Annotated in this window: 14 protein-coding genes; 7 read left to right on the forward strand and 7 right to left on the reverse strand. The window is 56.9% G+C overall.

Annotation, left to right across the window (positions count from 1 at the left end; genetic code table 11):
- Positions 1-57 precede the first annotated feature (57 nt).
- Positions 58-789, reverse strand: coding sequence for an NADPH-dependent F420 reductase (locus tag HNR03_RS16765; protein ID WP_259154707.1), 732 nt, complete (start codon positions 787-789; stop codon positions 58-60).
- 32 nt (positions 790-821) lie between these two features.
- On the opposite strand from HNR03_RS16765, the gene HNR03_RS16770 reads away from it, so the two are divergent.
- Positions 822-1,718 (forward strand): LysR family transcriptional regulator, encoded by an 897-nt coding sequence (locus tag HNR03_RS16770; protein ID WP_259154708.1) that lies wholly within the window; start codon positions 822-824, stop codon positions 1,716-1,718.
- A 23-nt stretch (positions 1,719-1,741) separates the two neighbouring features.
- Here HNR03_RS16770 and HNR03_RS16775 read toward each other — a convergent pair whose 3' ends face one another.
- Positions 1,742-2,320: a DUF4337 domain-containing protein gene (locus HNR03_RS16775; RefSeq protein WP_222587339.1), complete on the reverse strand. Its 579-nt coding sequence runs from the start codon at positions 2,318-2,320 to the stop codon at positions 1,742-1,744.
- A gap of 273 nt (positions 2,321-2,593) precedes the next feature.
- Between HNR03_RS16775 and HNR03_RS16780 the strand changes: the two genes are divergently transcribed.
- The 4 genes from HNR03_RS16780 to HNR03_RS16795 all read left to right on the forward strand — a co-directional run bounded on the left by HNR03_RS16780 (position 2,594) and on the right by HNR03_RS16795 (position 8,955).
- Positions 2,594-5,794, forward strand: a complete 3,201-nt coding sequence (locus tag HNR03_RS16780; RefSeq protein ID WP_222587340.1) for a glycogen debranching N-terminal domain-containing protein — start codon at positions 2,594-2,596, stop codon at positions 5,792-5,794.
- A 141-nt stretch (positions 5,795-5,935) separates the two neighbouring features.
- Entirely contained in the window at positions 5,936-6,769 is an 834-nt protein-coding gene (locus HNR03_RS16785; protein WP_259154709.1) for an oxidoreductase, read from the forward strand.
- A gap of 24 nt (positions 6,770-6,793) precedes the next feature.
- Positions 6,794-7,735, forward strand: coding sequence for an AraC family transcriptional regulator (locus HNR03_RS16790; protein WP_259154710.1), 942 nt, complete (start codon positions 6,794-6,796; stop codon positions 7,733-7,735).
- A gap of 65 nt (positions 7,736-7,800) precedes the next feature.
- The gene (locus tag HNR03_RS16795; protein ID WP_259154711.1) at positions 7,801-8,955 is read left to right on the forward strand and encodes an epoxide hydrolase family protein; all 1,155 of its coding nucleotides are present in this window, start codon (positions 7,801-7,803) and stop codon (positions 8,953-8,955) included.
- A gap of 23 nt (positions 8,956-8,978) precedes the next feature.
- On the opposite strand, the gene HNR03_RS16800 is transcribed toward HNR03_RS16795, so the two are convergent.
- The 4 genes from HNR03_RS16800 to HNR03_RS16815 all read right to left on the reverse strand — a co-directional run bounded on the left by HNR03_RS16800 (position 8,979) and on the right by HNR03_RS16815 (position 11,380).
- Positions 8,979-9,428, reverse strand: coding sequence for a nuclear transport factor 2 family protein (locus HNR03_RS16800; protein WP_259154712.1), 450 nt, complete (start codon positions 9,426-9,428; stop codon positions 8,979-8,981).
- Between the two features lie 20 nt (positions 9,429-9,448).
- Entirely contained in the window at positions 9,449-9,874 is a 426-nt protein-coding gene (locus HNR03_RS16805; RefSeq protein ID WP_259154713.1) for an ester cyclase, read from the reverse strand.
- A 112-nt stretch (positions 9,875-9,986) separates the two neighbouring features.
- On the reverse strand, positions 9,987-10,586 hold the full coding sequence (locus HNR03_RS16810) for an NADPH-dependent F420 reductase (protein WP_259154714.1): 600 nt from the start codon (positions 10,584-10,586) through the stop codon (positions 9,987-9,989).
- Positions 10,587-10,645: 59 nt separating this feature from the next.
- Positions 10,646-11,380: an SDR family NAD(P)-dependent oxidoreductase gene (locus tag HNR03_RS16815; protein WP_259154715.1), complete on the reverse strand. Its 735-nt coding sequence runs from the start codon at positions 11,378-11,380 to the stop codon at positions 10,646-10,648.
- Positions 11,381-11,493: 113 nt separating this feature from the next.
- Between HNR03_RS16815 and HNR03_RS16820 the strand changes: the two genes are divergently transcribed.
- Both HNR03_RS16820 and HNR03_RS16825 read left to right on the forward strand, forming a co-directional pair.
- Complete coding sequence (locus tag HNR03_RS16820; protein ID WP_259154716.1) at positions 11,494-11,868, forward strand: helix-turn-helix domain-containing protein; 375 nt, start codon at positions 11,494-11,496, stop codon at positions 11,866-11,868.
- Positions 11,869-12,037: 169 nt separating this feature from the next.
- Entirely contained in the window at positions 12,038-12,415 is a 378-nt protein-coding gene (locus tag HNR03_RS16825) for a cytochrome c (RefSeq protein ID WP_259154717.1), read from the forward strand.
- Here the strand turns inward: HNR03_RS16825 and HNR03_RS16830 are convergent.
- Positions 12,401-12,677 (reverse strand): hypothetical protein (locus HNR03_RS16830; protein ID WP_259154718.1); only part of this gene is annotated, 277 nt, incomplete at its 5' end. The genes HNR03_RS16825 and HNR03_RS16830 overlap by 15 nt on opposite strands.

Consider the following 12,677-nt stretch of genomic DNA (forward strand, 5'->3'; position numbering starts at 1 on the left):
ATGCCACGGGAGCAATCCGCGGACAACATGGACGTCCGCACAAGCCTTTCAGGCTATTCAGCGGCGCCACGATCCGTCGGGCAACTCGACCTGCCGCTGGGCCGCAGCCAAGGCAACCTTCAGCCCTTCCTTATCCAGCGGTATGCAGTAAGCGGGTTTAGCCCGTTCGAACCGCCAGCTTTCATCAAGACCGCCTGCATCTAACGCGTCGAACCCAATCTCGTCGAGCAACTTGATCACCAGGTCTTTCGCTGCCGGATCATCCGCAGCGATCGGGAGTGCGCGTCGGTCGTGCGCTGCTTTCGGACGTGAGTCCTGCACCAGGTCCTGGGCGAGGATCGCATTGAACACCTTGACCACGCGGGAGTGAGGCAGATGCTCGGCAAGCAGGCGGCTGGTGGTGGTTTCGAATCGGTCGAGAGCGGCAATGTGGCCGTCGCGCTGCGGGTAATAATTATTGGCGTCCAGCACGATTTTTCCCTCTAGCCACTTCGCCGGCACGCTTCGGTATTGCTCAAGAGGAACGGCGACGAGTACAACGTCGCCAAATTGTGCGGCCTCCTCGATAGTGCCGACCTGACTGCCAGGAACGCCACTCAGCACGCTGCTCATGGTCTGTGGCCCACGTGAATTGCTGAGCATTGCCTCATGTCCCGCGGCGATGACCAATTGCGCCACTGCCCGTCCGATGAAGCCTGCCCCGATAATACCGATACGCATGTTCTTGCACCGCTGGTTGAGTAAGAGGAAACCATGATGATTGCCAACCAATGGCAGATAAATAATCATCGGCTACTTAGTCTCGTTACCAGGAGTGTTGAATGATGGACCGTCTGACGAGCATGGGCGCGTTTGTGATGGCCGCGGAATCCGGCTCCTACGCCAGCGCTGCCGAGCGATTGGGCCTGTCGCCGCAGATGGTGGCCAAGCATGTGGCCGCGCTTGAGCAGCGGCTCGGCGCGCGGCTACTGAACCGTACCACTCGACGCCAGAGCCTGACTGAGTTGGGCAGCGCCTACTACGAACGCTGCAAACACATTTTGAGCGAAGCTCAGGCTGCCGACTCCCTTGCGCAGATCATGAACGATACCCCGCGCGGAAAACTGAAAATCAGTGCTCCCGTAACATTTGGCTCCTACAGCCTCATGCCCTTTGTGACGGAGTTTTTACGTCAACACCCGGAAGTTGAAATCGATCTGCATTTGACCGATCGCTTCGTCGACCTGGTGGAGGAAAGTTACGAAGTGACCTTCAGAATTGGCCCACTGACCTCATCCAGTTTGACCGCCAGACCGTTGGCGCCTTATCGATTGGTGGCCTGTGCGGCACCGAGCTATCTGGGCGAGCGCGGAGTGCCGCAAATACCGGATGATCTGCAGAACCATGAGTGTCTGGGGTACGCCTATTGGTCCCGCCCGGCCGACCGCGAATGGGTATTCTGCAAAGACTCCGTCGTTGAACGGGTACAAGTCGCCAGTCGATTGCAGGTCAACGAGAGCAAAGCACTGCTGTCGGCTGCACTGGACGGGTTCGGGATTGTCCTTGGACCCGAAGACTTTCTTGAGCCTTCGTTGCGCAGCGGCGAGTTGGTTCGAGTGTTAGCCGATTACGAAGCACCGAGTCGACAAATGCATTTGCTCTACACGGCCAATCGTCAGAGAACCGCCAAACTCCGACGATTTGTCGATGCTGCACTCGCCCGCTTTGGTTCTGCTTGAGTGGTTCGCAAGCAGACGTTCGCTCAGATATGCAGCCAGGCAAGCGAACCCAACATGACACCCACACCCGCAGCCCCAAACGAGAGGCGCTTGAGCCATTCCTTACGCGTCAGCAAGGTAATGGCCGCCAGTGAAATGGCGATTTGAATCGCGGTCATGGCCTGGGCCCAGCGGTGATGCTGATGCAGCACCTGCTCTGACTTCTCGTCCCACTCTCGCGCCTGTTGCTCAAGTGCTTCGGCCTTCTTGCGCGCCTCCTCTTTCTGCTCCCCGTAGCGCCGCACCTCGGCAACATAATGGGCGGAATCCAGCCCTGGCAGATGGCTGGCCAGCTCTGACAGGTTCTGCCGGCTGGACTTGGCCTGGTAGTAGTTCCATTCGTTGGCGGCTTCGGTCTTCTGGATGGCTGCGTTGTTTTTGTCCATGGCCGCCTCGCTCTCCGTCGAGCCCGCCTGATAGCTCATCATGGCGCCCACAGTTGCCATGATCGCCGTCATGACCGCAACCCTGCTGGCAAAGCGATCGCCTTTTGCATGGGCATGATGAGTGGTGTGCTCAATATGTTGCTCGTGAGGGCTGGGGACTTCGAACTCTTCAGTCATGGCTGTCGGCTTTGGATGGGTAAATAGAGAGGGTCGGTATTATGAATGGCGGCTGGTTTTTTAGACACAGGTGACCGGCGGCTTCTGCCTGATGTTGCCTGTCGTCAACGGCAGCAATCGGCTGTTTTCGACCAGTGAACACTGAAAGCTTCATATCGAGTTGAACTGTCGCGGTGGAAGCACCATCAACCGTGGATAAAGCGAGCAAAGGAAATCGTAAGAAGCCAGGCACAGGAGGCCTATTCATTCGACTCAACAACGGAGATCATCTCCATGAGAATCGCTCAGATTGCGCCGCTTACCGAATGCTGTCCGCCGCGTCTGTACGGCGGCATTGAGCGGATTGTTTCTTACCTGACTGAAGAACTGGTTCGGCAAGGTCACGATGTAACGCTCTTTGCCAGCGGGGATTCACAAACTTCGGCACACCTGCAGCCAGGATCGCGGCGAGCCTTGCGGCTGGACCCGGACGTCAAGGATGCGATTCCTCATCACATCCTGATGCTGGATCAAGTGATCAGACAGGCGGATCAATTCGATGTGATGCACTTTCATGTCGACATCTATCATTTTCCGTTAATTCGTCGCTTGGCCGGCCGCAGTGTAACCACGCTTCACGGACGTCTGGATATCGCAGACTACCAATCGTTTTACAGCCATTTCCCCGAGGTACCACTGGTCTCGATTTCAAAAGCCCAACGCGAGCCGTTGATCGGCAACGTCAATTGGACGGGCAATGTTTATCACGGGATTCCAGCCGATCTTTTCCCATTCACCCCTGAGCCCAAAGGCGACTATTTGGCATTCCTGGGCCGTATCTCCCCCGAAAAACGTCCGGACCGCGCCATCGAAATTGCCACCAGGGCGGGCCTGCCGTTGAAGATCGCAGCCAAGGTCGACAAGGCGGATCAGCTTTACTGGGACGACGTTATTGCTCCGTTGATCGCGACGCATCCGAACGTCGAATTTATCGGCGAGATCGATGATCACCAAAAGGCCGATTTTCTTGGCAATGCCCGCGCTCTGATTTTCCCCATCGATTGGCCTGAGCCTTTCGGCATCGCGATGATCGAAGCCATGGCGTGTGGGACGCCTGTCGTGGCCTTTCGTCATGGCGCGGTCCCGGAAGTGATTGATGACGGAGTGTCCGGTTACATTGTCGATGACATCGAAGGCGCGGTAGCGGCTATCCAGCGAGTCGATGAGCTCGACCGTCGCAGCGTTCGGGCCGCGTTCGAGGGACGGTTCACGGTCGAGTGCATGACTAACCATTATCTGGAGCTGTATCGTCATCTGACGACGGGCCACAGTACGGGCCAACCCAACACACCTTTCGATGTTCCTGCCTCGGCGTCGTTGCAAGAATTGCGCTTACGCACTCTTAAACATAACGATACTTTTGCGATATTCGACCCTAACGGGGACGTACTGGTTACAGAAGAAAGCCCCCAGGGGCTTTTCCATACCGATACCCGGCATCTGTCGGGGTTCTATCTGACGCTTAACGGGACGCGACCACTGTTGCTCAGTTCCACGCTGCGCGACGATAACGCGATGCTCACATGCGATCTTACCAACGCAGATCTGTTCAACACCCAGGGCCAAAAAATCCTGCACCATGATTTGATCCACCTGCGCCGCTCACGTTTTTTGTGGGAGGGAACATGTTACGAACGACTGACATTGCGCAATTTCGACGAACACCCACATCGCCTGCAACTCAGAATCCAATTCGTGGCCGACTTCAAGGATCTGTTCGAGGTTCGCGGTGCTCGGCGCCCGCAGCGCGGAGAGAGTCATCGGGCGGAAATCACGGGTGAGCAAGTCCTTCTCTCCTACACCGGGCTGGACCACAAGCGGCGCACCACCCGATTACGATTTGACCCGTTGCCAGCCAGTCTTTCCTGCGATCAGGCACTGTTCGACATCGAATTGGCGCCCGGTCAAATCCAATCATTGTTTATGGATATCAATTGCGGCGTTCAAAACCCACCCTATTCAGTGCGTCACGGGTTTTTCGTTTCACTGCGCGATGCCCGGCGCCAGTCACGCACGTTTTCTTCGCGCGCGGCCGCGGTCGTGACGTCCCATGACGTGTTCAACGAAGCGGTCAGTCGGAGCGTTTCCGACCTTTACATGCTCATGACCAAAACGCCCGAGGGCCTGTATCCATACGCAGGTATCCCTTGGTTCAGTACAGTCTTTGGACGTGATGCTTTGATCACCGCGTGGCAGATGCTCTGGCTCGACCCTGGTATAGCCCGGGGCGTACTGGGACATCTGGCGGCCAATCAAGCACTGACCGTCGACCCTGGCGCCGATGCAGAACCCGGGAAAATCCTGCATGAGATCAGGCTAGGGGAAATGGCTGAGTTGGGTGAGGTGCCCTTCCGGCGTTACTACGGGAGCATCGACTCCACGCCATTGTTTGTAATGCTGGCCGCGGCTTATCTGGAAAGGACCAATGACCTGGATACCCTCCGCCGACTCTGGCCAAACATTGTAGCGGCGCTGAACTGGATTGATGAATACGGCGACCGCGACGGTGACGGTTTTATCGAATATGGTCGGCAGTCCGCCGAAGGTCTAATCAACCAGGGATGGAAGGACAGTCATGACTCGGTGTTCCATGCGGACGGTCGATTGGCCGTCGGCCCGATAGCGATCGTTGAAGTGCAGGCTTACGTCTATGGCGCTTTTAATGGTGCCGCCCAAATTGCACGACGGCTTGGTGAACCAACCCATGCTCTACGCTTGAAAGAAAAGGCTCGACACTTGCGCCAGCAGTTCGATGCTCACTTTTTCGACGAGGAACTGGGCACGTATGTCCTGGCGCTGGACGGCAAAAAAATGCCCTGTCGAGTGCGCACCTCCAATGCGGGCCATGCGCTTTTTGCCGGCATCGCGTACCGCAAACGCGCGTCATCGGTCGTGGCGGCGTTGATGGATCGCTCCTCTTTTTCAGGCTGGGGCGTGCGAACCGTCGCTTCCTCGCAGCCACGCTATAACCCGATGAGTTATCACAACGGATCCGTCTGGCCCCATGACAATGCCTTGATCGCGGCCGGGTTCGCCCGGTACGGCTTCCGGCAGGAAGCCGCGCGAATTTTCGAAGGGATTTTTGCCGCATCCACGTACATTGATCTTCGACGGCTTCCGGAACTGTTTTGCGGCTTTCCCCGGCAGCGCACCCAAGGACCGACGTTTTATCCAGTCGCCTGCATGCCGCAGGCGTGGGCTGCTGCAGCGCCGCTTTCGATGATTCAGTCGTGCCTGGGGCTTAGCTTCAGCCCGACCAAACTCAACATCATGTTTGACGAGCCCATACTTCCGGCATTTCTGGACACCATCGCCATTCAGCGCCTGACAGTGGGGACGGAATCGGCTGATGTGATGCTGAGACGTTCAGGAAAGAACGTCATGATCGAAGTCCTTAACCGTCATGGCCCTGTTCGGATTATGAGTACCAGTTAGAGCGCCGATGGGATGAGTGCGGCTCTGTAATGGGCCGACCACCCTGATAGAATCAGGCAATACTAAAATCCAATCCGGCATAGCCCCTCACCCCTGCTCGTCCTAGCATGGCCTCACCTTGTTTCTTCAGGAGTGCGCCACATGAGTGCAGCAAAAACGCTCTTCATCACCGGCGTCAGCAGCGGCTTTGGCCAGGCACTGGCTACGGAAGCTCTCGCCCAGGGCCATCGTGTGATCGGCACCGTTCGCAGTGAATCCGCTCTGGCAACCTTCGAGGCACTCTCGCCTGAACGGGCTCATGGGGTGGTGCTGGACGTTACCCACTTCGATGCCATCGACGCAGTGGTCGCCGACGTTGAGGAACGGCACGGCCCGGTGGATGTGCTGGTAAACAATGCGGGTTATGGCCACGAAGGGATTTTCGAGGAGTCGTCGCTGGAGGAAATGCGCCGCCAGTTCGATGTGAATGTATTTGGCGCGGTGGCAGTTACCAAGGCGTTTGTGCCGTATTTTCGCCAGCGGCGGGCGGGGCATATCCTCAATATCACTTCCATGGGCGGCTATATCACCATGCCGGGCATTGCCTATTACTGCGGCAGCAAATTTGCGCTGGAGGGCATTTCTGACACGCTGAGCAAGGAGCTTGCACCCTTCAACATTTTTGTCACGGCCGTGGCGCCGGGGTCGTTTCGCACGGACTGGGCGGGCCGTTCGATGCAGCGCACGCCACGCAATATCAGTGACTACGATGCGAGCTTCGACCCGGTACGCAAAGCCCGCGAGGAAAAAAGCGGGCATCAACCGGGCGACCCGCAGAAAGCCGCACGCGCCATGCTGACGATTATCGCCAGCCCTGCCCCGCCGACTCATCTGCTGCTAGGCAGCGACGCCCTGGCCCTTGTGCGTGACAAGCTGCACCGGACGGCGGAGAGTATTGAGCAATGGGAGACGCTTAGCCGTTCGACGGACGGCTGAGCATATATGGAGAAATTGCAGTCGATGGCCAAACCCAATGACCCGAGCACCGCACGTATGGTGCAGTTGATGGGCCAGCTTGCGCCGCTGGAGGGTTACAACCTGAGCCCGCTGGATGATGTGCGTTTTCTGCGTTCCAACCGACCGCTGACGCGCACGCCGGTTTTGTATGAGCCAGGCATCGTCATCCTCTGCCAGGGGCAGAAACGCGGTTATCTGGGTGATGACATTTACATCTACGACGCCCAGCACTATCTGGTGGTGTCGGTGCCGGTGCCCTTCACGATGGAGACCGACGCCAGCGAGGCCGAGCCAATGCTGGCGGTGTACCTGCGTCTGGATTTCACCCTGGTCGGCGAGCTGATTCAGCAGGTGGATGAGGTATGGGGCGTCAGCGCGGCTCAGCCGATGGGCATGTACGCCTCGCCCATGGATGAACTGCTCGGCCAGTCGACCCTGCGTTTTCTGGAGGTCATGAGCGATCCCACCGACGCGCAAATCCTTGGCCCGGCGATGCTGCGTGAACTCTACTACCGCATCCTCACCGGCGAACAAGGCGGCACCCTGCGAGCGGCCATCGCCCAGCAGGGCCAGTTCGGCAAGGTGACGCGCGCCATTCACAAAATCCACAGCTGTTACCACGAGCACCTGGATGTCGAAGCCCTGGCCCAGGAAGCACAGATGAGCGTGCCTAACTTTCATCTGCACTTTCGCAAGGTGACCGAATCCTCGCCGATGCAGTACCTCAAGTCGACACGGTTGCATCAAGCGCGCTTATTGATGCTGCGCAATGACCTGACAGCAGCCAGATCGGCGTTTCTGGTGGGCTATGAAAGTGCTTCGCAATTCAGCCGCGACTTCAAGCGCTTCTTCGGCCGTACACCGTTGGCGGAGGTGGCGAGGATGAAACGGACCTATGCGTTGCTCGCACCGACAACCGCTTCGCCTTTCGTGTCATCACACTGAACTTTCATCAGCCCTGCCTTGCCCCGCGACCGAGCGGGAACGCTCCCCTCCCATAGAGAACCGTCATGTCTATGCGCCCTTTCACGCTTGCCATTACCACCGAGCAACTAGACGACCTTGATCGACGCCTGCGCTCTTCACGCTTACCGGACACCTTGGCAGCCGATAGTTGGGAGGACGGTACTGCGGTGAGTTTTCTTGCGCGCCTTCTGGATTATTGGAGCAACCAATTTGATTGGCGCATTCATGAGCAGCGGATAAATAAGTTGCCACAGTTCATGGCGGAAATTGACGGCGAGGAGATTCACTTTCTGCACCAGCGGGGGATTGGGCCGAAGCCCATGCCACTGATAATTACCCACGGCTGGCCGGGCTCTTTCCTGGAGATGGAACGGTTGCTTGCGCTTCTGACCGATCCTGCAAAATACGGGGGGCATGCCTCAGATGCCTTTGATGTAGTCGTGCCATCTTTACCAGGCTACGGTTGCTCCCCTGCTCCGACCAAAGCGGGTATCAGCTCCAAGCAAATCGCAGGACTATGGGCATCGTTGATGGGAGAGCTGGGCTACGATCGATTTGGCGCTCAGGGAGGCGATATCGGCGCGGGTGTATCAATGTGGCTCGCTCGTAACCACGGCCCCAACTTGATAGGTGCCCATCTCAATTACATCCCAGGTAGTTTCAGGCCATTTCTGGGGACGGGCAAAGACGCCTTGAGCGAAGAAGAACAGGATTTTCTGAATCGAAGCAGCCAGTTCGCGGCGACCGAAGGTGCTTACGCAGCTTTGCACGGGACCAAACCTCAAACCCTGGCTTTTGCACTTGCGGACTCGCCAGCGGGCCTTGCTGCGTGGATTATCGAAAAATTCCACTCATGGGTAGATCATCCCAATGATCTTGAACAAGTGGTGTCGCTTGACGCTCTCCTCAGCGATATATCGCTTTATTGGTTCAGCGGGAGCATTCAAGCAACCTTGAGGCTATACAAGGAAAATCGACTTAATCCGCTCGTTTTCGAAGCCAATGAGCGAGTGGAGACTCCGTTGGGTGTGGCGCTTTTTCCGAAAGAATTGCCCATGCCACCGCGCAGTTGGGTCGAGCGCGTTTTTGATGTCCACCGTTGGGAACCTATGCAATGTGGCGGTCATTTCGCAGCGCTGGAACAGCCCGAAATCCTTGCTGAAGAGATCAGGGCATTCTTCAGGCCTTTAAGGGGCTAGATCATGACGTGCTACGCGTGCAATTAGCGAGCGCCGGGAGTATCGAGCCCGAGGGCTTGGTGCCTGGGACTTGAGCCCATCTCTGAGGCCCGCGCCAGTGCTTGCGTGTCGACATATTCTCGAATGTTCGTCAGCTTGCCGTTGCGAACAGTGATGGCGAAAACAAAATAGTCTTCAAATGTCCTGTTCGTGGCTTTGACCTTTCCGGTAGCGACGCCGACGACCAGAACCCGGTCTCCCTGCGCTACGAACTCTGGAGGCTCCGGGGATGAAATCTCCATCTCTGTGGAAGCCTTCTGAAGCAAGTGCGCCAATCCCGCGTGGCCGCGGTGCGTGCCAGCGAGCGGCCAGCCCTCTCCCGGAATGATCCACTCGATATCTTCGGCAGCCAGCGCTAGCAGAGCGTCCCTATCGCCGCCGCCTATTGCTGCAAAAAAATCCTTCGCAATCTGGGTGTTTTCTTTAATGCTCATAAAGACCTCTGCGTTGCAAATCAGCCGGGGACGAGGCCAAGTTGTTGCTGCATGGCGGATGCCTCGTTGTAGCAATGGAAAGAGACGACCTTTCCATTTTCGAGACGGAAAACATCGCAGGACGGGACATCTATCGTCTTGCCCGTGGGAGCCAGAGTCCCGGAGGAAAGAGGCAGATCACCTTTGTGCGTTCCACGAATTGCGAGCTCGACAACGACAACGTCTCCCGCGACGTGGATGTCAAACAACTCACGGTGGACATCGGGGAACGCACTTACCAGACTCGCGATAGACTCGCCAATGGCCTTCCCGCGAAACTTCATGCCGGAAGCCATATCCCACATGTACCCTTCCTCAGAGAACATGGAGACAAACTTCTTGATATCCGTTCCTTGCCCTTCTGCGGCGGCGCAGAGTTCTCTGATTATTTTTTCATTATTAAGCATGGTCACTCCTTATCTTCATGATTAAGCACTTAAGAAATCGACTATGTTTTGGACCTGTCGGTGAGTGATGTCGGTGGCTTGACCGACATCAGCACCGCATCAAAATTTGCGATCAGTCGAACTTGACCAAGTCCTTGAAGATCAGTTGACCCCAAGTATTTCCGCGCGCCTGCACAAGCAGTCCACCTTCCGAAAGGCCGCCAAGTTTGATCGGCGAGAAACCGAGATTTTCCGCAAGCGCACCAACCTCCTCTGCGGCGCCGTCATCGTCACTCGCCAAGAACACGACTCGCCGGCCACCCTTCACGGCCGGATCTTGACCAAGGACGGCAGCGCCCAAATGATTGAAGCCCTTCACCAGTCTCGCGCCAGTGAAGGCCTGCGCGATGAACCTGGAAGAAGGCTGTCCCCCCAGTTCCTCGGGGGACACGCCGTAGGCATTGGTCACATCGATGATGGTCTTTCCCTTCCAGGTTGGCAGCGCCTTTGCGACATCCGGGTGCGACTCGAAACGGACGGCCAAAAAGATGATGTCCGCCTTGACGGCTTCCGCCAGTGTTTTAGGAATGATCTGGGGTCCGATCGCGGCCGCAGTGGAGGCAAAGCTTTGCGGGTCGCGCGTGGTTGCAACGGATACTTCGATGCCGTTGCGGGCAAACGCCTTGGCCAGGGCCTGGCCGATATTGCCGAAGCCGATAATTGCGTAGCTCATATATTCTCCTCAGGTATATCACGCCCGGCGGCGCCAAATAGCGGGCCGGGCGTGGTGAGTCAGATTTGCGCCAGGCCGCCGTCGACGGCGACCTCACTGGCGGTCATGAAGCTGCTGTCCTGCGATGCGAGAAACGCGGCTGCGGCTCCGATTTCCGCCGGCTCGGCCATGCGCTGGAGTGGATTCATCGAGGCGAAGACCTTCATGCCTTCCTCACCTAGCGCTGCCTTCGCGAGATCGGTCGCAGTCGGCCCGGGCGACAGTACGTTTACCCGGATGCCTGTACCCTTCAGGTCTTCCGCCCAAGTCCGCGCGAGGTTGCGCACCGCCGCCTTGCTTGCGCTGTAGACGCTGAAAGCCGGGGCGCCCGTGGTGCCGGCGCTCGATCCGGTCAGGATGATCGAACCGCCCTGCCCCATCAGCAGCAGCGCCTTCTGGACGGTAAAGATCGTGCCCTTCACGTTGGTGTCGAAGGTTTCGTCAATGTGTTCGGCGGTGATGTTGCCGAGCGCAAGCGGGCTTCCCGCCCCGGCATTGGCGAAGACGATGTCGAGGGTTCCGCGTTCGGCCTTAACCGCCGCGTAGAGTCGGTCGAGGTCGGCCTCATTGGAGACCGAGCCCTTTACTGCGCGGGCATTGGGCCCGAGTTCGGCTACGGCAGCGTCGAGCGCTTCCTGCCGGCGACCGAAGATGAAGACGAAAGCGCCCTCTTCGATGAAGCGCTTTGCTGCGGCGAGGCCGATGCCAGTAGCGCCGCCGGTGATCACGGCGGTCTTTCCATTCAATCTGGTCATGTCATGCATCCTTCGTTGGAGTTTTACCCAAGCAGGAAATTGCTTGCTTGAGAACGAGGATGCGGCTCTGATAACCTAAGGGCAAGTATGCACCTTTTGGTAAGTATCAAAAAATGACGACGAATTCTGAAATCTGCGGCACCGGTTGTGGGCTCAACGCCACGCTACGCATCATCTCGGGCAAGTGGAAACCACTGGTCTTGTTTTTCCTGCGCGACGGCCCGAAGCGCTACGGCGAACTCAAACGTTTGATCCCGGGCGTGAGCGACAAGGTGCTGATCCAGCAATTGAAGGATCTGGAAGCCGACCGCGTGCTGGCGCGGAACGACTACAAAGAAGTGCCGCCGCGCGTGGACTACACGCTGACCCCGATCGGTCGCAGCCTGGCTGAAGCGATCATCCCCCTGTGCACCTGGGGAACCGAAAACGCGGCGGAAATGGCAAGCATCTTTGCCGAGCGCGATGCTTTGGCCTTAGCAGCATGCTGAAGAATTGCTGAGTCGGATGCCCTGCGCATGTCACCTGGATGCGCCGGGAAAACGTGTTGGTTTAATGGGCACCAGAAATGACTGTGTGTACCGAAGCGATGGCTGATATTTTCCCGCGCTCCAAATCGCGTCCAAATTTACGCTGATCTCATCATGGAAGATAAAAACAATGAAAATATTATTCATCGCTTCGCTAGGAATTTTATCGCTGACTCAACCATCACTATCCTTCGCGGATAATGCTAATGGAAAAAATCTCTATCTACAGCGATGCAGCATGTGCCACGGAATGGATCTCAAAGCAACAGGACCACTGGCTAATAAAAGCAATCCGCCTACACCTAACCTAACAACGTCCGCTTTCAAAAAACGATTAAATGATTATCCGGGTGTGATTGTATCTTCGATAATACTTCGCCCAAATGGCGACTTAATCCCAAGAACCTTGCGTGAGAACGGAATAAAGCTATCGCCGCACTCATGGAGTGTTAAGGATTTGCGCGATTTAAACCAATACATGGGTGGTGTTATTTCACAAAACCGATGAGCTTTGAAGTGACTGGTTCTGTGCTGTCACCTTCAATTGACATGGCGCCAGCGCTTGACTCTGTCCCTTGGGGGTAACCCGTAACTGCCATGGCGCTGAGGGCTCAGCAGCACCGCGACAGGCAGAAAACGGCCAATAGCTGCCTGTCAGAACCGGCTGAAATCGACCCAGGCTGTGTGAAAACACCTGCAATTGTCTAATCTTCTGATCGTCTAGATCGTATCGAGGACGATCATGAAGCGATTCATTGAAGGCGAGGCCC

The organism is Pseudomonas sp. JAI111 (assembly GCF_024809425.1).
Taxonomy (GTDB): Bacteria; Pseudomonadota; Gammaproteobacteria; order Pseudomonadales; family Pseudomonadaceae; genus Aquipseudomonas.